The organism is Flammeovirga sp. EKP202, from assembly GCF_014534745.1.
Classification (GTDB): Bacteria; Bacteroidota; Bacteroidia; order Cytophagales; family Flammeovirgaceae; genus Flammeovirga.
Genome location: NZ_JACVVP010000060.1, coordinates 16,352 through 36,402, shown reverse-complemented (window position 1 = coordinate 36,402; position 20,051 = coordinate 16,352). Strand labels below are relative to the sequence as shown.

15 protein-coding genes and 1 pseudogene are annotated in these 20,051 nt (G+C 35.1%); 12 read left to right on the top strand and 4 right to left on the bottom strand.

The genetic code is table 11. The features are described from left to right. Window positions 1-9: 9 nt before the first annotated feature. The 6 genes and pseudogenes from IC221_RS24990 (at window position 10) to IC221_RS24965 (ending at window position 3,219) form a co-directional block, all read left to right on the top strand. The gene (locus IC221_RS24990; protein ID WP_188171566.1) at window positions 10-702 is read left to right on the top strand and encodes a LuxR C-terminal-related transcriptional regulator; all 693 of its coding nucleotides are present in this window, start codon (window positions 10-12) and stop codon (window positions 700-702) included. Between the two features lie 274 nt (window positions 703-976). After that, complete coding sequence (locus IC221_RS24985) at window positions 977-1,198, top strand: hypothetical protein (RefSeq protein ID WP_188171565.1); 222 nt, start codon at window positions 977-979, stop codon at window positions 1,196-1,198. Window positions 1,199-1,337: 139 nt separating this feature from the next. After that, window positions 1,338-1,913 (top strand): annotated as a pseudogene (locus IC221_RS24980) (glycosyl hydrolase 53 family protein); the annotation flags it as partial. Next, entirely contained in the window at window positions 1,868-2,284 is a 417-nt protein-coding gene (locus IC221_RS24975; RefSeq protein WP_188171564.1) for a hypothetical protein, read from the top strand. The pseudogene IC221_RS24980 and the gene IC221_RS24975, both read left to right, overlap by 46 nt. A gap of 20 nt (window positions 2,285-2,304) precedes the next feature. Beyond that, complete coding sequence (locus IC221_RS24970) at window positions 2,305-2,742, top strand: hypothetical protein (RefSeq protein ID WP_188171563.1); 438 nt, start codon at window positions 2,305-2,307, stop codon at window positions 2,740-2,742. A gap of 12 nt (window positions 2,743-2,754) precedes the next feature. After that, a complete protein-coding gene (locus IC221_RS24965; protein ID WP_188171562.1) occupies window positions 2,755-3,219 on the top strand; it encodes an alpha-L-rhamnosidase N-terminal domain-containing protein in 465 nt (154 codons plus the stop codon). Window positions 3,220-3,525: 306 nt separating this feature from the next. On the opposite strand, the gene IC221_RS29950 is transcribed toward IC221_RS24965, so the two are convergent. Together IC221_RS29950 and IC221_RS24955 are read right to left on the bottom strand one after the other, a co-directional pair. Then, window positions 3,526-4,266, bottom strand: coding sequence for a helix-turn-helix domain-containing protein (locus IC221_RS29950; RefSeq protein WP_367397786.1), 741 nt, complete (start codon window positions 4,264-4,266; stop codon window positions 3,526-3,528). Between the two features lie 45 nt (window positions 4,267-4,311). Further along, the gene (locus tag IC221_RS24955) at window positions 4,312-7,428 is read right to left on the bottom strand and encodes a two-component regulator propeller domain-containing protein (protein WP_188171560.1); all 3,117 of its coding nucleotides are present in this window, start codon (window positions 7,426-7,428) and stop codon (window positions 4,312-4,314) included. A gap of 352 nt (window positions 7,429-7,780) precedes the next feature. Here IC221_RS24955 and IC221_RS24950 point away from each other — a divergent pair, with 352 nt between their 5' ends. The 5 genes from IC221_RS24950 to IC221_RS24930 all read left to right on the top strand — a co-directional run bounded on the left by IC221_RS24950 (window position 7,781) and on the right by IC221_RS24930 (window position 18,925). Then, on the top strand, window positions 7,781-9,265 hold the full coding sequence (locus tag IC221_RS24950) for a SusF/SusE family outer membrane protein (RefSeq protein WP_188171559.1): 1,485 nt from the start codon (window positions 7,781-7,783) through the stop codon (window positions 9,263-9,265). A 74-nt stretch (window positions 9,266-9,339) separates the two neighbouring features. Beyond that, on the top strand, window positions 9,340-12,345 hold the full coding sequence (locus tag IC221_RS24945) for a TonB-dependent receptor (RefSeq protein ID WP_188171558.1): 3,006 nt from the start codon (window positions 9,340-9,342) through the stop codon (window positions 12,343-12,345). A gap of 24 nt (window positions 12,346-12,369) precedes the next feature. Further along, window positions 12,370-13,950 carry a RagB/SusD family nutrient uptake outer membrane protein gene (locus IC221_RS24940; protein ID WP_188171557.1) on the top strand — a complete coding sequence of 527 codons (1,581 nt, stop codon included), beginning with the start codon at window positions 12,370-12,372 and terminating at the stop codon, window positions 13,948-13,950. A 169-nt stretch (window positions 13,951-14,119) separates the two neighbouring features. Then, a complete protein-coding gene (locus IC221_RS24935) occupies window positions 14,120-17,272 on the top strand; it encodes a glycoside hydrolase family 2 TIM barrel-domain containing protein (protein ID WP_188171556.1) in 3,153 nt (1,050 codons plus the stop codon). 78 nt (window positions 17,273-17,350) lie between these two features. Continuing rightward, entirely contained in the window at window positions 17,351-18,925 is a 1,575-nt protein-coding gene (locus IC221_RS24930; protein ID WP_188171555.1) for a glycoside hydrolase, read from the top strand. Window positions 18,926-18,945: 20 nt separating this feature from the next. Here IC221_RS24930 and IC221_RS24925 read toward each other — a convergent pair whose 3' ends face one another. Together IC221_RS24925 and IC221_RS24920 are read right to left on the bottom strand one after the other, a co-directional pair. Further along, complete coding sequence (locus IC221_RS24925; RefSeq protein WP_188171554.1) at window positions 18,946-19,206, bottom strand: AraC family transcriptional regulator; 261 nt, start codon at window positions 19,204-19,206, stop codon at window positions 18,946-18,948. Between the two features lie 24 nt (window positions 19,207-19,230). Then, window positions 19,231-19,449 carry a hypothetical protein gene (locus tag IC221_RS24920; RefSeq protein WP_188171553.1) on the bottom strand — a complete coding sequence of 73 codons (219 nt, stop codon included), beginning with the start codon at window positions 19,447-19,449 and terminating at the stop codon, window positions 19,231-19,233. Between the two features lie 247 nt (window positions 19,450-19,696). Here IC221_RS24920 and IC221_RS24915 point away from each other — a divergent pair, with 247 nt between their 5' ends. Next, a complete protein-coding gene (locus IC221_RS24915; protein ID WP_188171552.1) occupies window positions 19,697-19,963 on the top strand; it encodes a sulfatase/phosphatase domain-containing protein in 267 nt (88 codons plus the stop codon). Window positions 19,964-20,051: the final 88 nt, after the last annotated feature.

Below are 20,051 nucleotides of genomic sequence, written 5' to 3'. Positions count from 1 at the left end.
AACATACTTATGGAACAGCAAGAGGCACTAAATCAACATCTTAATACAGTAAAACAAATTGAAAAATTAGGGAGTTGTGTCACTATTTTTGATTATGAAAATAAGTATCACCCTTACATCTCCAGAAACTATGAAAAGATCTTTGGATGGGATTTCAAGAATGATGAAGACCTTCAGAAAGGCTTTATGGATAAAGAAGTACACCCCGAAGATATCCAACATCTCAACTATATGAGTGGGTATTTTTTGAATTTTATGGGAGAAGGCGATATTGATTTATTTAATCTACAGTATGTTACCGAATACAGAATCAGAAGTGCAAAAGGGGACTATGTATGGGTGATCGAGAAACATTTGGTACTCGAAATGACCGAAGATCAACAAAACCTAAAATACACATTAGGAATCTTAGACCAATCCATGCAGCCCAACCTACCGAAAGTTTGTACCGCCCAACTTATCAATACCGAGACTGGAGATGTGAAGGTTTTCCCAAGAGAACAAAAAAACTACGATCTATCAAAACGAGAAATCCAAGTGCTCAAGGAGATTGGTGGTGGTTTATTAAGCAAGCAAATTTCAGATAAATTAAATATCTCCGTCAATACTGTAAATACCCATCGTCAGAATATCATCTCAAAAATGGATGTGGGCAATACAACAGAGGCGGTGCAGGTAGCATTATCGATGCAGTTGATTTGATTTAGTTCTAGACTATAAAATGTAATATAAAGTCTTAAGGCTTAGTTTACGATATATTGAACTGATAAGACTTTATAAGTGATAGAACTACTTTGAATATAGATATATGTATTGCAAATATTAACTACTAGTCAAGAGATTAGGGTTAGGTTGAGTTTACTTTTGGACATTAAATAAAATGGAAAGAATATTGAAGTAAGTAAATTATGCTTGTTTTGACAGATTTTTTGCAAGTTATATCAGTTAGTACTTATCGCTATTAAAACAATAACTCATGAAGACATTAAAATTTTTTGGGAAAATATTTTTAATCTTTTTAGGATGTATCGGAGGGTATATAATAGGGTATGAGATTGGAGAATTACAAGGGAACACAGGTTCTGCATCGTTAGGGGCATTTATTATTGGTTTACTTGGGATACCGATTGGAGGACTCATAGTTTATTTTATTATTCGTTTAGTCTCAAAGACAAAACAACAAAGTGATGTGCAATAAACATTAAATACTTGAATAATACTCAAGATCTCTATTTCTCATTAAGCTTATCTTCAAATATTTTAATTTCAATATTTTTAAAGTCAATAGGATAGCCTTCATATTGTAATAGAATTTTACCTTTTGTAACAAGTGGGACTTTTACTTAAAATCAGTAACGCAATTTTTAATAAAAACTTATGGAGAGGAGAAAATTAAAGATATTCAGTTTGGAATAGGAAGAGAGATTGGTACAGTGGGGCATTGGAAAGGTACAAAAGAACTATTCTTTGAATTCTATAAAGTATCAACAGAAGCTATTCTTGAAGTATTACCTGATGCCAAAGTGGGAACTCATTTTCTATGGGCGACCTCCAAAAAGTCATGGGCAGTTGATCTTGTGAAATGGAGTCATATCAATGGGGTTCATTACGATTTTTTGGGGGTTTCTTATTATCCATATTACAATAGAACCAACTTCGAAGAAGTGTATCAAAACGATTTTGGGGCGATTAAAGATATTCCAGAATGGAACTCTAAAGAGGTATTTGAAATTCATGAATTTGCACTTATCAAAACCATGAATAAAAAAGGGAACGGATACGAAAGTACCGAAGCAAAATATCAAAATTCTTTTTTGGTTGGGATTATGAAAATGTTTTATGAAAACGACATTACGAATTTATTCCAATGGGAAAGGGGAATCAATACCAACCTGCCAACCAAGAGGTTCTGAAATTGAAAGGACACACGTACTATTCAAATACAAAGAATGGAGAATCACAATATACTAAGAACTATGTGGATGCAATTTTCTCAAAGGAGAAATCACTGAACAGGTATTCCATCATAGCGTATAATTACAGTTCTAATCCTGCTTCGATAAATAGTAAGAGAGTGGTATACAAATCAATACTTAATGTTCAATCAGGTACGAAAGTTCAATATTGTTCGGCGATTTACAATGAATCAACAAATGACATGCAATGGTCTGATTGGAAATGGACTACTTCAGCAGGCAATAAGAAGGATCAATCCGTAATTCCCTTTGAAGATGAATTACCTGCATTTTCTTTTATGATATATGAATTTAAAATCAAGGAATAAAGATGCTAACTAACAATACAATGAAGGATACAATAAGCAAACTACTTTTACTCTTCCTGTTCATAATGGTTGTTTTTGCGACCAATGCATATACTCAGGTGAAGGTAAACGAATTAAGGTGCGAGTACAGAGAAAACCCTTTGGGAATCTATAATATTCATCCTCGATTGAGTTGGAAATTAATCGATCAAAAAGGAATTAGAGGACAAATACAAACTGCTTGTCAGGTTTTAGTGGCAAGTACTTTAAAGCACCTCAATAAAAATATAGGAGATGTTTGGGATTCTGAAAAAGTGATATCTAATCAGGCTGTCAATACAATCTACAGTGGAAAAGCATTGACTTCTAATCAAAACTGTTATTGGAAAGTGAGAGTTTGGGATGTAAACGGAAAAGTATCAAAGTGGAGTGTGTCGGATCTGTTTACAAGGGGGGTATTGCAGTCTTCTGATTGGTAAGGGAAATGGATCATGAAGGAAGATCAGGCAAAAACAGATCATAATTGGTACCGTAAAAATCTGACATTAAAGAATAAGGCAGAGTCTGCTATGGTGTATGTGGGGTCTTTTGGTTACCATGAACTTTATGTCAATGGTCAAAAAGTGACGGATCAAGTGATGAATCCTGTTACTTCTTATATGAAAAAAAGAATTCCTTATTTGACGTATGACATTAAGGATTATCTAAGAAAGGGAGAGAATGTAATAGCAGTTTGGCATGCAGCAGGTTGGGCACGATGGAGGCGTATCAGAGAGTATAGAAATATTCCTTTTGTTTTAACACAAGTAGAAATTACAACAGCTGAAGGTGCATTAAGTATTGGGACAGATGAAACTTGGAAGTGTAAGAAGATTCATAGTGCCTACTATGGGGATTGGGATATTCTACGTTTTGGAGGTGAAATTGTAGACGACAGCAAGAAAGAAGACAGTTAGAATCAGGCTCATTATAATGATAGTAATTGGGCAAATGCGGTGGCTTACAATAAGGATATTTTAAATGCGAAATTACCTGAAGGTGATAATATTAGCATTGCCATTAATAGCAGAAAAAATAAAACTTCAACGATTACTTCAGATCAAAATCTGATGTAGAATAGAAACCCAGACATCACGGGTTTAAAGACATCAGTGCAATGTATTGTAGTGAACACTATGCTTTCAACATCAATAAATCAACAACTAAAATACACATTTTAAAATGCTACTAAGAAAACACTTTTATAATATATTCATTGACACCTAACTCATTTTTCGATATTGGGAAGGAGTGGTACCAAACTTATTTTTGAATACGGTTCTAAAGTATTTTACATCTAAAAATCCTACTTTTAGCATTACTTCAGCAACAGGAAGTGAACTTTTCTTTAAAAGCTGTGCTGCATATTTTAGACGTATATCCCTTAAAAATTCAGTCGATGATTTACCCGTTTGTTGTTTGATTTTTTTGTAAAGCGACGATTGGCTCATTCCAATTTCTTTTTGAATGCTTTGAACATTAAATTCAGGATCTGAGATGCTTTCTTCAATTAATGTTGTTATTTTCTTGATTAATAATTCATCTTCATTCAGTGGGATTACTTTTTTGGTTTCAGTGAGAATTTCATTTCTGTACATATTTTTGAAATACAGTCTACTACTGATTAGGTTTTGTACATGTGTTTTTAAAATTGAGATGTGAAAAGGTTTTGAGATACAAAGGTCAGCACCCGCTTGAAGACCGTTGACTTTTATTTTTTCAGTGAGGTTTGAAGCGACAAGAATACTAGGAATGATCGCTAATTTTGCATCTTTTTTTAATTTCTTGATCACTTCAATTCCACTTGTTTCATCAAGTGTTTGATCTATAATAAGCAAGTCAATATGGTTTTTATTGAGATACCTAAACAGTTCTTTTGGATGACGAAAGGTATGAAGATGATATTCCCTCAATATAGTAGAAAGAAAAGCAATCGCATCTTTATTATCATCTAGTAGAGCAATATGTTGATCAACTTTAGAAGTGTTTTCTATTTGATAATCATGGAGTTATGTATTGATGAAATGAATTCTACTTTCTTCCATGTCCATTTTAATTTCTGAAGTCTCATAGCTTTCTTTATCTATTGGAAACTGTAATTGGATATAATCTTGTTCTTGATAAGGTAAAGAAAGTAGGCCTTTATGTTTTTCTAAATAGACCTTACTCATAGGAATTCCAATCAGAGTAGTTTTTCTTTTCTGTAGATTAATTTTTTTACTCTTTGAACCTTGATCAAGAAGGTGTATATCAATTTGACAAACCTTTTTTACATCTCTGTTAAAAGCATGAAGAATAATCATTATACTATCTCCTTCCGCATCATTTTGAATGACGGAGAGGAATAAAAAGTGCATTACAGTTTCAATTTTTTCGATATCAAACCAACCAGAGATATTTTCTTCTGGTACTTTTAGCTCAAATTTTATATTTCGTTGTTGTATTTGAAGTTGGAAAGATTCCTGAAAGTTCTGCAAAAAAGTACAGAGGTTGTATTGGTATACTTCAAGACTTAGATCTTTCTCTTCTTGAGTCTTATTCGAGAGTATAAATCGAAGTATATTGTGTATTTTGGAAGCATTAAAATAAAGCATTTGCAGTTGCCTCTTCAATTTGATGCTTGTATTACTTTTATCATGAATCATGTTTTCTAAAGGCATTAATAATTGATTGATGGGGGTGTTTAATTCATGAATTATATCTTGATAAACCTCTATGTTTTCTTGGTGCATTTTGGCTTTTTGTACTTGAAGAGAGAGTTCTGATTTGCTTTTTGCTCTGTTGTCGATAAATCGTTTCCATATGAAAAAAGCAAAGCACAAAATGGAAATATAAATCAATTTTGCCCACCATGTATTCCATATTGGAGGTGAAATAGTGATGGAAATGACATGTGGAGTACTCCATGGACCTCCAGTTACTTTTGTTGATATCAATAAATTATATTCTCCCGGAGCGAGATTACTGAAACTGGCAACATTATTTTTTCCTACATTATTCCACTCTTTATCCCACCCATTGAGGTAATATTTGTACATTAAAGCTTCAGGGTGTTTATAATCTACGCCTTGATACTTGATTGAAAATTGGTTTTGATTGAACTTTAAAACAAGCTCATCTGTTTCTGAAATGCTCTCTACCAATACCCCATGTTTATCATTTGGGACTACCCTTTCATTAAGTATATTAAGTTCTGTAATTATAATGTTAGGAGAGTAGGTTTGAGGTGTTATATCCGAGGGTGAAAAGAAATTCAAACCACTTGCTCCTCCAAAAAAGATAGTACCATCTTTACTTATTGCCTTAGATCTATCCATATAATCCGAAGGCTGAATACCCTCTTCTATTGAATGTTGATTTACAATATTATGCTGGTGATCAAAAGCAATAATTCCATGATTAGAAGTAAGCCATAATTTACCGCTTAAGTCTTGCTGAATAGCATGAATAATATTAGAATGTAGATCTTTATGCTGTTTAAACTCTTCTAGTCTTTGTTCTTTGAAGTGATATGCAAGAAGTCCTTTATCGTAAGTTCCTATCCATAAAATGTCTTCTTTTTGATCAAAAACGAGGTCAAATATTATTTCAATATTAATTGGTAAAGTGAACTTTTCGAGTTGACGATGAATAACATCATAGGTGTAAATTCCCCCATCATCAAAAGTACCTAACCAAAGAAGATTATTCCTAGAGGCAATACTTCTAATATCCATGGTCTTTGTTGCATCGATGGATATCATTGCTTCTTGATTTTCATCAAAATAATGTAAACCTCCTCTGTTGGTGCCTACCCATATTGTACCATTTTTATCTTCATGAAAACAGCGTACATCGTTTACAATTAACCCTCTATTTTGATCCATTCGAAAAAATGAATCCGTGTCTTTCTGATAAAGATTAACCCCTCCATCATAAGTGCCAAACCAATAACGCCCTTTACTATCTTTCAATGCAGAGAGTATGCTATTATCAGAAAGAGAAGTTGGATCTGAGGGTTGATGCTGATATTGTTTAGTGGTTTTGTTATCTAAATTATAAACCGTGATTCCTGCTCCATCCGTTCCAGCCCATACTTTTTGACCATCAATAAGAATTCCCCAGACAATATCACTTTTTAATTGTTCTTTGTTGAGAAGTTGGAATGTATGATATTGACTTTTCAATAAGAATAGACCATTTCTCTGACTTCCAATCCATATATTTTGTTGATGATCTTCATAAATGGCTCGTACTGATATATTTCTATCGGAAATATGGACTGGTTCTAAAACAGTATTTTTTCCTTCCTTCATCTTCCACAGACCATTTAATTCTGTACCAATCCAGAGGTTATCTTCTTGGTCAACATGCACAGAAAGAATTGATGTATTTGAAATTACATCTAGGTCGATTCTACTAATAGTTTTCTGCTTGAAATCATATTTACAAAGTCCCTTTTTCGTACCTACCCAAACATCTCCATTTTTACTCTGAGTAAAATTGTAGACCCTTTGAGAGGGAATTTGATTCAGCCCAATACCAATTGGAAATGAAGTCGTATAATGATTGGAAAGGTTGATCAAGTCAATACCGGCATCTTTGGTCCCGACCCAAATCAAACCAGACTTTTTATCGATAAAAATAGTTTCTATCAAATTGGAGGATAATGGATAGTTTTCGCTTGCTTTATGCCAATGTTCACTTACCTGATAATTTTCATTTATAATGTATAATCCAAAACCATTTACAGAAACTAAGAATTGACCGTTGACTAAACTTTTAATGTCAGAGATACTTTTATTTTCTAACTCTTTTATAGGGCTTTCCAAGAGATGTAATTTTTGATTCATCCTCCTTAAACCTTTAGTAGTTCCAATCCATAATTTATCGGTATGGTCTTTTGTTACACAGGTTACAAAATGTGAAGGTAATTGATCTCTGTAAGTGGATAATGTGGTGTTGAAATGCTGCCCATCAAAATTACTTAAACCACTTTCTGTACCCATCCAAATCAACCCATTTTTGTCTTGCGTGATTTCATAAATGGTGTTGTGAGAAAGGCCATCGATAGTAGTATAGTTTAAAACTTTATGCTGTGCTTGAATATCACATATTATTCTTGAAAATAAGATAAAATAGAGCATTAAAAATCTGTAGTAAATTAGGTTCATGGAAGGTAATAATAAGCTTAATGGACAAAATAGTTTCTCGATATGTAAAAATAACACTTAATTTATCATTAAAGGGGGGAGGGGTAAATTAGTAAAACTGTATTTTTAATTAATAAGTTGTAAATCAGTATTTTAATTTATTTTCACACCCTTTTTAAGTTGATTTGACCATTGAAATACAACTTTCAATTCAAAAGGTGAATGATCAGACCCCTTTATAAAATTACTAATTAGACCCTACTTGTGGTAGGTTATGTTTCATATTTGTTATCGGAAAGATTAAAGAGCTCTTTACTGTTTGTTTAACTAAAAGTATGAAATAATAATGATTACTAGACTGTACTATTACTTACTAGGATTGATGATATTATTATCAGTACAATCTTGTAAGGAAGATGAAATTAACGACCCTACAAAACCTAATATTCAATTAGAAGAGCAAGTTGAAGCCTTTAGAGGAGAAGGGGTGCAAATTCAAGCTAATATTACTCATGAATTAGGAATTAAATCTATTCGTATTCATCAACCTAATTGGAGCCTTGATAAAATAATTATTCTAGAGGAAGAGGGGTCACCTACAGCGTTTGATTTAAACTACCGTTTTGTTGTACCAATGGAATCGGAAGAATCTGTAACTATTGAAATCACGGCTACGAGTATAGGTGGAAACACCACTACTTCTCAACAGAAAGTAGTGACAAAAGCCTCAGGAAATCCAACAATACCTGGTGCCGGTGAGATGTACATTGTAGGACATGGTTATCCTCAATATTCCCAAAATTGGAATCCTTCAGATGGTATTGAGATGACAGCGGTTGAAGCAGGAGTTTATATCAAGAAAAACATTCAGATCAATGCAGATGCTGAAATGAAGTTTGTAGGGCAAAAAGGTTGGTCACCCGATAATTTTGGTTGGGTTACGAAAGGTACTGACCCTTCTGTTACAATGAAAAATGGAGATGACTCTCAACCATTAGTTTTTGCTGAAACAGGATATTACGATATAGAATTTGATAAAAATCAACTGATTTGTACAGTAACAAAAGTAGGAGATGTTGCTCCACCTGCTATAGAATTACCTGAGCACCTTTACCTCATTTCTAGGGGTATTGAAGGGTTAAATGACCTAGCTTGGTATGAACCTTCAGCAGAAACAATTTCAGAGTCCAATAAATTGTCCAATGAAGGAAACGGAGTTTTTAAGGGCACATTTAACTTAAAAAACGATGACGGAAATGGACAAGGGGTGCATTTTAAGTTTGTAGGTCAAGAAGAAGGGTATAATCCGCTTAACTACGGTTTAGAAGGTGTAAACGATCCAACCGGTGAAGATGTATGGGCATTGACTCCCCCTGTTAATATCAATTCAGCTGATGATTATTATGCGGTAGACAATACTCCTTATGCGACTTATGTAGACGGTGCCGGTGAGTATGTGATTGAAGTAGATTTCTATGCTGAAACTGTCAAGGTGACGAAACAGGTGGTAGCTGAGATGTATATCGTAGGAAGTGGTTTTACGGATTATGATCAAAATTGGAATCCTTCAAATGGTATTCCTATGCAAACAATAGAGGATGGGGTGTACAGATATGACAATCTTCAAATTGAAGAAGGGGCTGAAATGAAATTCGTAGGGCAAAAAGGTTGGTCACCCGATAACTTTGGTTGGGAATCAAAAGGTGCGGATCCATCTGTCGTTATGCTTAATGGAGATAGCTCTCAACCCCTGGTCTTTGAAAATGCGGGTACTTACACCATCACATTCAATAAAAATAACCTCACTTGTACTGTAACCGAAGTACAATAAGAAAATGAATATTTAGTAGATGGAGAATCAGCCTGCTTCTTCATCTATATTTTCAACTCTCAATCGTTTTTGAAATGAAATTTTATTTATTATTTATCAGTCTGTTCTTGAGCATCTCTCTATTTGCACAAGAAAAACAAATTTCAGGAGTAGTATCTTCTGGTGGAGAACCGTTAATAGGTGTAACGGTATTAATAAAAGGTACCACGCTAGGTACAACTACAGATTTTAGTGGAGAGTTTACCCTCATGGCGAAAGAAGGGGATGTGGTTCAATTCTCATATATTGGATATATTTCTCAGGAAATAGTAATTACGAATCAAACTACCTTAAATATAGATTTATCTGAAGATGCAGAACAGTTAGAAGAGATTGTAGTTGTGGGTTATGGTACTCAGAAGAAGAGTGAACTAACTGCCGCTATTTCCTCTGCTGACGGCGAAGAACTCAGAAAAATATCAACAGGTGATGTTGTAACCTCATTACAAGGTAGAATAAGTGGTGTGCAAGTATCTCAATCAGGAGCAGCCCCGGGCCAATCACCAACAATCAATATCCGTGGTATTTCAACATTAAATGGAAACACACCTTTGTATGTTGTGGATGGTGCTCCTGTTTCAGATATAACCTTCTTGTCTCCAAAAGATATTGCTGACATTCAAGTCTTAAAAGATGCCTCAGCTGCATCAATTTATGGTTCAAGAGGTTCTAATGGTGTTATTATCATCACAACTATCAAAGGAACTGAGGGAACAATGAAAGTGAGCTTAGATGTTTCTGCAGGTATTCAAAATATAGCAAGAAGACCTCAAATAGCAGATGCAGAAGAGTATCAAGCGGCAAGAGCATTGATTTCTCCTTCTTACCAATATGTTGATAATGTATCCAATACCAATTGGTTTAAGGAAATTGAAAATGAAGCGGCTCCTATTCAGGATTATAGTATAAATATTACTGGTGGTTCAGAGAAAGTTAGATATAACGTAAGTGGTAACTATTTTTCGCAAGAAGGTGTATTAAAAGGATATGACTATGAACGTTTTACGGGCCGATTTGGTGTTGATATTAAATTAAACGATAAAATTACAATAGGCCAAAGTGCATCATTTACTCCTTCAACATCAGTGAGCGGACCTGGTTCAATGCCGTTTGATGCCGCAAGATTAAGACCAACAGATGCAGTTTATAAGCCTGAAGATGAAAGAGCAGGTTTAAATGAGTACAGTATTTTTGCTCCTTCTTCAAATGATATCTCAAATATTGCAGGTAGGATTGCAAGAAATGATTATTCAGAGACTCAAAATAAAATTTTCTCGAATACTTATTTAAACTATGATATCCTAAGAGGTTTAACATTCAAGACGCAACTAGGCTATTATTATACTACATGGAGAATGGATCGTTTTTCCCCAACGTATAATATAGGGCCAAATGATCAAAATAATGTAACTGAGGCGGTTCGTGAGCAAAATATCAGAAGTAATTATGTTTGGAATAACACTTTGACGTATCAGAAAGTCATCAACAGACATAGCTTCTCGATGATGCTTGGTGGAGCATTGGAAAGAAGTGTTCATCAAACTTTAGGTGCCTCAGGTAGAAATATACCAAGTAATGCTCAACATTTGAGATACCCTGAAGCAGCTCAAGATGGTTATTTAGGTTGGGGTACAAAAGAATGGAATTCATTAGCTTCTGGTTTTGGTCGTTTCACTTATGCCTATGATGATCGTTATTATATGACAGCCAACTTCCGTATGGATGGTTCTTCAAGGTTTCCTGATAATAACAGATGGGCTACTTTTCCCTCAATTTCTGCAGGTTGGAATATCTCAAATGAGCAGTTTATGGAGTCCGTTACTTGGTTAAGTAACTTAAAAATTAGAGGAGGATGGGGTACAATTGGTAACCAAGCTATTAATGATGGAGCTTTTACAACAACGCTTAAAAACTACGATTATGTATACGGTGCTGAAGGTTTAAGAGCACCAGGATTAGCCCCAGAAGTAATTGGTAATAGCAACTTAGTATGGGAAACAGTAGAAGATAAAAATATAGGTGTTGACTTTGGGGTACTTAATGGGAAAGTAACGGGGTCATTTGATGTCTTTGAACGTAATACAGAAGACATGTTGATGAGAAAAAATGTACCTCCACATTTAGGTTATCCTGGTCACCCAGGTCAAATCTGGGCGAATGTTGGGAGTATCAGAACAAGAGGTTGGGATGCTACCGTAGCTTACAACCTTCAGAAAACAGACTGGTATTTTAGTGCAACATTAAACTTATCACAAGCAAGGTCTACAGTTACTAAGTTAGCCAATGATGGAGAAGCACTTTGGGGAGGTAATTCACAACGTGTCAACAATCTCACAAAAACAGAAGTGGGAAGTACTGTAGGCGGGTTCTTTGGCTATGTACATGATGGTATCTTCCAAAATCAAACAGACATCAATAGCCATACAACAAATGAAGGGCAGTTAATTCAACCGAATGCTAGACCAGGTGATATTCGTTTTCGTGACGTCAATGGAGATGGTCAGATTACGGAGGCTGATAGAGTTTATATTGGCAATCCAGAACCGGACTTGGTGTATGGTCTAACACTCAATGGAGGCTATAAGGGTTTTGATATTTCCATGACATTGCAAGGAACTTACGGTAATGATATCATTGATGGTATGGCACCTTTCACTTATTCTGGTGATTTAGGAAATACAAATGTACAAGCAGGTGTAGTAGGCAGGTCATGGTCAGGAGAAGGTTCTACTAATTTTTATCCGAGACTGGATGGTGCTAGTCAAACGGCCAATTTTCATCGCCTTTCGAGTTTATATGTACAAGATGGATCTTATTTAAGATTACAAAATATTCAGATTGGATATTCTTTCAATAACATCAAATCAGTAGAGAAACTAAGAATTTTTGCTTCTGCTCAGAACTTGTTTACAATCACAGGGTACGATGGTATGGACCCCGATGTAAGTGGTAGTAGAAATGGTTTATTACAAAGAGGAATAGATTGGGGGCAATACCCAACACCTAGAACTTACATGATGGGACTCAACTTCACATTCTAATCTCAACCTAGAAAAATTTAAGACATGAAAAATTTAGCAACATATATATTAGCAGGAGCACTATCTTTTGGGGCCTTAAGTTGTACAGATTTCCTAGATAATCCTCGTCAAGGTGTTCAAAACTTAGATAATTTTTATAATAACGAGACTGAAATTACGCAGGGCTTGATGTCCTCTTATTATTGGTTGAGTGGAGACGATTGGTGGTATAAAGATTTCTTCCGTTTTGTGGGAGACATTTGCTCCGACGATGCCTTTGATGGTTATACTGACCAATTAGATTTTACATTGCTTTCAAAGTTTGATATTACCCCTCAAAATGAGTGGCTTGGACAAGAATGGATTTACAGTTATAAGGGTATTTTTCATGCAAATATCGTCATAGAAAAAACTACAAACTCACCCTATGATGATGAGAATTTTAAAAATCAAGCCATTGCGGAAGCCAAAGTACTAAGAGCATATCAATATTTTGGTTTGGTAAGAAATTTTGGAGGTGTAATTCTATTGGATAAGCCGGCCTTAACAGGAGAGATATCAGATGAGCAAGCACTTTTAGGAAGAAGTACAGAGGCCGAGTCTTGGGCCTTCATTGAGCAAGACTTAGTTGAGGCAATAGATCATTTGCCAACAAGAGGAGCACAAGATGGACGTGAGTTAGGAAGAATAACAAAAGGGACAGCTCAGGCATTATTGGCGAAGGCCTATTTATATCAAGGTAAATATCAAGAGGCTTTAACTCAAGCCAATGCTGTTATTGGGAGTGGTGATTATTCACTTGTTCCAGACTTAGAATTGTTATGGGATAATTCGGTGAGAAATAGCACGGAATCAATTTTTGAGATTCAATCTTCAGGAGATGTTACGTTTCGTTTAGGTACTTCATTTCCAACTGTTTCGGGTTCAAGATCAAATAAAAATGATCCTGAATTTTTTGGAGGTGTGGTAAATGGATGGGGTTTTAATAGTCCTTCTTCTCATTTGGACAATGCTTTTGAAAACGGGGATAAAAGACGTGGTATGACAATCATCAAGCATTTGGATAAAATTGATAAAGATGGAAATCCTGACAGTGATGGTTTTGCATATCACACGTTTGCAGGGGATGAAAATGATGGTTCTAATGCATCAGGTCGTATGAATAGAAAGATGTTTTTAAAGCCTTCTGTTCGAGGTGATTGGCATGGTATCAATCCTTATCAGTACAAAATAATTCGTTACGCAGATGTTCTTTTAATGGCCGCTGAATGTGAAGTGAGAGTGGGAAGTGCAGCTACTGCTACTCATTATGTCAACCAACTTCGAGAAAGAGCATTTGGTGATAATTCTCACAACATTGCTACAGTCACTCTGGATGACGTATTGCATGAACGTCGTTTGGAATTAGCAATGGAAGGGGAGCGTTTTTATGACTTGAAACGTACAGGTAGAATGACGCAAGCCATGAATGATTTTGTAAACTACAACCTCAACAACAATTCTGATTATGATGCCGGAAATGATAAAGGCTCTTTGTGGGATGAAAGTAAGCACATGTACTTTCCTATTCCTCAAACGCAAATTGACTTATCAAACGGAATTGTAAAACAGAACCCTGGATACTAATGAATAAGGGATAAGTGAAGAGTGATGGGTAAGGAAAATGGTATATACAATGAATTAACACTTACTCATTACTCTGATCTATCCTTTTATAGCTGAAAACCCATCTAAAAATGTACTTATCGAAATAGTAGTACATCTGTTTTGAATTTGGATAGAGAATAAAAATAAAATGAAAAAACTCATCACAGCAGGTGCAATATTACTCTCATCTTTAGGAGTAACTGCCCAACAAGTTAATGACTGGGAGAATCCTAAAATGATAGGATTAAATAAGGAAGATGTAAGGGCTACCTTTACCTTGTACAACTCAGAAACAGAAGCACTCACTAATCATAAAAGTGTTTCAGAAAATCGATTCTCGTTGAATGGAATTTGGAAGTTCAATTGGGTACTTAAACCAGTAGACAGGCCTGTCCATTTTTTTGAGGTTGATTATAATACAACAAACTGGTCTGATATTGAAGTGCCTTCCAATTGGGAACTTCAAGGTTTTGGTACACCTATTTACACCAATGTAGAATACCCATTTACACCGAATCCTCCACACATTCCTCATCATGATAATCCAGTGGGTTCTTATAAAAGAACATTCGAATTGCCTTCCAATTTTGAAGGAAAGGAAGTTTATGTTCATTTTGCAGGTGTACGTTCGGCGATGTATGTATGGGTCAATGGGCAGAAAGTAGGTTATTCTCAAGGCTCAAAAACACCTGCCGAATTCAATATTTCAAAATATGTTCACCAAGGGGAAAACCAAATTGCAGTAGAGGTATATCGCTGGTCAGATGGTTCTTATTTAGAGGATCAGGATATGTGGCGTCTGAGTGGCATTGATCGTGAAGTATTTCTCTATGCAACTCCTAAGACTCATATCAAAGATTTTGAAATAAAGGCTGAATTGGATAAGTCTTATCGTCATGGTGTATTCAATTTGGAGGTTGAAATTGAGAATAAAGAAACAACAATAGCTAAAGGAATAATAGAAGCTTCATTATATGATAAAAACCTGAAAAAAGTCTTGTCAAGAAAAACAGGTATTGCACTTGGAGCATCCTCCTCTAGAGCTTTTCAGTTATTTGGGAAAGTTTCAAATGTGAACCAATGGAGCGCAGAAAATCCATACCTCTATACTTTAGTTTTAACACAAAAGGATCATAAAGGGAAAGTTGTAAATTCTACTTCATCAAAAGTAGGTTTCAGAACAGTAGAAATTAAAAATGCCCAACTTCATGTCAATGGAATGCCTGTATTGGTCAAAGGGGTGAATTTACATGAACACCACCCAACGAGAGGTCACACAAATACTGTAGAAATGATGTTGAAAGACATTGAGGTGATGAAACAAAATAATATCAACGCAGTGCGTCTGAGCCATTATCCTAATGATACAAGATGGTACGACTTAGCAGATGAATACGGTTTATACTTGGTCGATGAGGCCAATATCGAAGCACATGGTTTAGGTGCTGAACACCAAGGTTACTTTGACACTTTACGACACACCGCTTACAATCCAGACTGGTATGAAGCACATTTTGATAGAGTGAAATCTATGGTTGAGAGAGATAAAAACCACCCTTCTATTATTATTTGGTCTATGGGAAATGAGTGTGGGAATGGAGAAACTTTCTTTAAAATTTATGATTGGTTGAAAGAAAGAGATAAAACACGTCCAGTACAGTTTGAGCAAGCGGGAGAATTGAGAAACACGGATATTGTATGCCCTATGTATCCATGGGTAGGACACATGAAAAAATATGCAGAGGCTACAGATAAAACAAGGCCTTTCATTATGTGTGAGTATTCTCATGCAATGGGTAATTCTAATGGCAATTTCAAAGATCTATGGGACATTGTAAGAAGTAAACCTCATATGCAGGGAGGTTTTATCTGGGATTGGGTAGATCAAGGACTTCAAACTTATGACGGAAATGGAAATATGTATTGGGCATATGGAGGTGATTTTAATGCTCAGATGTATCCTAATCAAGAAAACTTCTGCTTGAACGGTTTAGTAGACCCAGACAGAAAACCTCATCCTGGATTATATGAGGTCAAATATGTACATCAAAATGCTCAATTCCATGCCATGGATTTAAGCAAAGGTATAATTTCAGTGACCAATGAATTTGACTTTACGAATCTTTCAAAATACAAACTGACTTATGACGTATTGAAAAATGGAGAAGTGATTAAAAAAGGAGAGTTAGCCTTGAATGTAGCGCCACATCAAACCAAAGATATAGTTGTCCCGTTACCAGAAATGCCTCAGCAAGAAGGAGTAGAATACTTTTTGAATTTGGATGTTCTAACGAAAGAAGCAACGAAAATGATTCCTAAAGGGCATTCTATTGCCCATGAACAATTTATGTTAGGTGAGGGGCAGTTTTTTGTAAAAAAATTAGAAAATTCAACTTCCCCAACTTTGCAAAAAAGTGGAAAGAGGATAGGTGTGAAGGGAAAAGATTTTGAAGTTTGGGTTTCACCATCAGGAGAAATAGCAAAGTGGCTTTACAAGGAGAAATCGTTAATTAAGGAAACTCCTCAACCAAGTTTTTGGAGAGCTCCTGTAGATAATGATTTTGGTAATCATATGCAGAAGGAATCGAATATTTGGCGATTGGCCCACCGTCACAAAACAGTAAAATCTCTTGATGTAAAAGAAGAAAGTAATACAGTCATTGTAGATGTAGTGTATCATTTAAGGGATGTTGACGCTGAATATAAACTATCCTATATAATTGATGGAAAAGGTGCCATTTCAGTTCATATAGATATGGATTTATCGGATAAAAAAGAATTGCCAGAATTACCTCGTTTTGGAATGAACATGATTCTCTCGGATGAATTTGATCAGTTTACCTATTATGGTAGAGGGCCAGTGGAAAACTATCAAGACAGAAACAATGCCACCAGAGTGGGGATCTATGAAAGTACGGTGGCAGATCAATATCATGCTTATTTACGACCTCAAGAAAACGGAAATAAGACAGATGTGCGATGGCTGTCTTTATTGAATAAGAATGGATTTGGATTGAAAGTAGTGGGTACACAACCTTTGAGTGTAACGGCTTTACATCAACGTATAACAGATTTTGATCCGGGTGAAGAAAAGAAGCAACGTCATATTAATGACATCTATAAACGAAAACTAGTTTCATTAAATATCGACTATAAGCAACGTGGTGTAGGAGGCGATAATAGTTGGGGATATTTACCACATGATGAATATAGGTTGCTTCCTACGCACTTCCACTATGGTTTTACCATGATGCCTTTCCAAAGGAGCATTACAAATAAGGATAAAGACTTAGGAAAATAAATTTAATGACGTTGTGCCTCCATCAAAGCACAATGTCAAGCATTAATAGAATTACTAACAGCATAATTACATACCATTATGAAATGGATTTCAATAGTATTATTGATTGCTTTTGCAACAACATCTTGCAACGAAGAGCAGACCACAGGAAATGAAGATACCACATTGAAAGATACAGTCTTGACCATTGATCTTTCCCAACAATATCAAGTAATGGAGGGGTTTGGTGCATCAGATGCGTGGTCTACACAATATGTGGGCAACTGGGGAAATGAGAAAGTGAAAAATGAGATTGCGGATTTATTATTTTCTCAACAATTGGGTGAAAATGGAGACCCTGAAGGAATTGGTCTAAATATTTGGCGTTTCAATATTGGTGCAGGTTCGAAAGCACAAGGAACAGCAAGTAACATTCATGATCCTTGGAGAAGAACAGAGGGCTTTTTACAAAACGATGGAACTTATGATTGGACGAAGCAATCTGGTCAACGTTGGTTTTTACAAGCGGCAAAACAACGTGGTGTTGAGAAATTTATTGGTTTTTCGAACAGTGCTCCAGTTCAAATGACCAAAAATGGAAAAGCAAATACATCTTCTGCACGCCAGACTAATTTGTCACCAGATAAGTTTGAAGATTTTGCGGAATTCTTAACTGAAGTAGCAAAAAACCTTGAAGCCAATGATGGTATCAAATTAAATGATATTAGTCCAGTCAATGAAACACAATGGGATTGGGATCAAAGTTCAGGACAGGAAGGTTGCCCATTTACAAATACAGAAATGGCTCAATTGGTCAGAATTTTAGACCAGAAAATTACTGATAAGGGGCTTTCTACAAAAATTGAATTAACTGAAGCCGGCCAATTGGATTATTTGTACAAGAGTAATACAAACAGACCAGGAAAAGATAATCAAATTCAAGAGTTTTATGGTAATGGTAATAATGCTGTTGGTGAATTGAAGAACATGTCTGATTACGTAGCGGGTCATAGTTATTGGACAACTGAACCTTCAAAGTTAGCACCAATGCGAAAAGCACTTTGGAATAAAATACAAGAGGTTGATCCAACATTAAAATACAATATGTCAGAATATTGCATTATGGGTGATAATGAAGAGGGAATTGTAGGAAATGGTAAAGATTTGAGTATTGATATGGGGCTTTATCTTGCAAAAGTACTACACTATGATTTAACAGAAGCGAATGCATCTTCATGGCAATGGTGGATTGCAATCAGCCCTTACAATTATAAAGACGGTTTAATTTACATTGATAAGTCTGAGGTTGATGGTGGTTATCAGACTTCAAAAATGCTCTATGCATTAGGTAATTATAGCCGATTCATTAAAAAAGGAATGACTAGAGTTCATACGAATCAATTATTTGGAAGAGCTAATGATGATCCTTTTACTCAAAAGAGAATTATGGCTTCGGCTTATGCCAACAACGATGAGATCGTTTTAGTCTTAGTAAATTACAATAACTACGAATATACCATTCAGTTGGATTTTGATGGTCAATTGACTGGAAACCAAATGAAGATGTATAGAACTTCAAAAGCTGAAAACTTAAAGTATATTGGAAATCAGGAAGTAGGAGAAGAGGTCGTTGTTGCTCCTCAATCTGTAACAACATATGTGATTTCCAGATAATCTCATCTTCAGGAGTGTCATTAAGAAGCTTCACCGCTATTTAATGACACTTCTTTGTTTTTAGCTCGATATTCAGAAGAGGAAATATGATGCACTTTCTTAAAACTCGTTCTGAAGTATTTCAAATCATTATACCCCACTTGATATGCGATATCAGAGATACTTTTATTGGTTTTCAATAATAAGTAGCTCGATTTTTTAATTCGAATATTTCTGATGTATGTAGTAATTGTTAAACTGGTGAGTGCTTTTAATTTCCTGTAGAAGGTTGACTGACTCATTGGGAAACTTTCTTCTATTTGTTTTTATATTAAATCAGAATCAATGATATTTTCTTCAATGATACGCTGTAATTCATACAAGAATTCTTCATTTTCATCTTTAAGGTCTTCTTCTGGAATGGAAACGATAAACTCGTTACTATAATACTTTTTGAGCTTATCTCTTTTCTCGAAACAATTGTTGATTTTTGTCTTTAAGATTTGAGCATTGAATGGTTTCTTAATATAATCATCGGCACCCAATTTTAGACTTTGTAGATATAGATATCCATCACAAGTTGAAGGTATAAGCTTTGTAGATTATTTAACGGATCGGAATGAAAAGCATTTAAGAAAAAATGTAATTGCCGAATATGGCCTTCCTGGAAATAATATTCATTCATTTGAAGATTTAGAAAAACAAGTACCGAGTTTTCCTGAAAGACCTTTCCAATTTTCCAAAGGAGTTCCATGGGAAGCGAATCCAGTTGCTTTAGCAGGTCGTTTTCGTATGCTAAGAACAGAAAAGTTGAAACTTGTTTATGATAATGATAAGAATTCAGAATTATATGATTTAGAAAACGATCCTAATGAACTTCATAATTTATATTTTGATGCCAGTTATTCAAAGGTTAAAAATAAGCTTATTAAAGAGTTGAGGAAAGAAGTGAAAAAATATAACCTTGATCAATTTGATGCTCAACCAATTTCAACGGAGAATATTGAGAAGTATAATGAGTACATTAGTAAAGATTTGAATGTGATGAAAATGTATTAATCATAGCGTTCACCCCATCAAATATTGGTCATTAAGATCGATGACCATTTTTTTAAGTGATATTTCATGTTTTTAGACTGAGGTATCA

Coding starts and splice junctions, on each gene's coding strand:
- IC221_RS24935 (WP_188171556.1), top strand. CDS start 14,120: ATGAAAAAACTCATCACAGCAGGTGCAATATTACTCTCATCTTTAGGA.
- IC221_RS24955 (WP_188171560.1), bottom strand. CDS start 7,428: ATGCTCTATTTTATCTTATTTTCAAGAATAATATGTGATATTCAAGCA.
- IC221_RS24945 (WP_188171558.1), top strand. CDS start 9,340: ATGAAATTTTATTTATTATTTATCAGTCTGTTCTTGAGCATCTCTCTA.
- IC221_RS24990 (WP_188171566.1), top strand. CDS start 10: ATGGAACAGCAAGAGGCACTAAATCAACATCTTAATACAGTAAAACAA.
- IC221_RS24985 (WP_188171565.1), top strand. CDS start 977: ATGAAGACATTAAAATTTTTTGGGAAAATATTTTTAATCTTTTTAGGA.
- IC221_RS24940 (WP_188171557.1), top strand. CDS start 12,370: ATGAAAAATTTAGCAACATATATATTAGCAGGAGCACTATCTTTTGGG.
- IC221_RS24930 (WP_188171555.1), top strand. CDS start 17,351: ATGAAATGGATTTCAATAGTATTATTGATTGCTTTTGCAACAACATCT.
- IC221_RS24925 (WP_188171554.1), bottom strand. CDS start 19,206: ATGAGTCAGTCAACCTTCTACAGGAAATTAAAAGCACTCACCAGTTTA.
- IC221_RS24970 (WP_188171563.1), top strand. CDS start 2,305: ATGAAGGATACAATAAGCAAACTACTTTTACTCTTCCTGTTCATAATG.
- IC221_RS24950 (WP_188171559.1), top strand. CDS start 7,781: ATGATTACTAGACTGTACTATTACTTACTAGGATTGATGATATTATTA.
- IC221_RS24965 (WP_188171562.1), top strand. CDS start 2,755: ATGAAGGAAGATCAGGCAAAAACAGATCATAATTGGTACCGTAAAAAT.
- IC221_RS24915 (WP_188171552.1), top strand. CDS start 19,697: ATGCTAAGAACAGAAAAGTTGAAACTTGTTTATGATAATGATAAGAAT.
- IC221_RS24975 (WP_188171564.1), top strand. CDS start 1,868: ATGGGAAAGGGGAATCAATACCAACCTGCCAACCAAGAGGTTCTGAAA.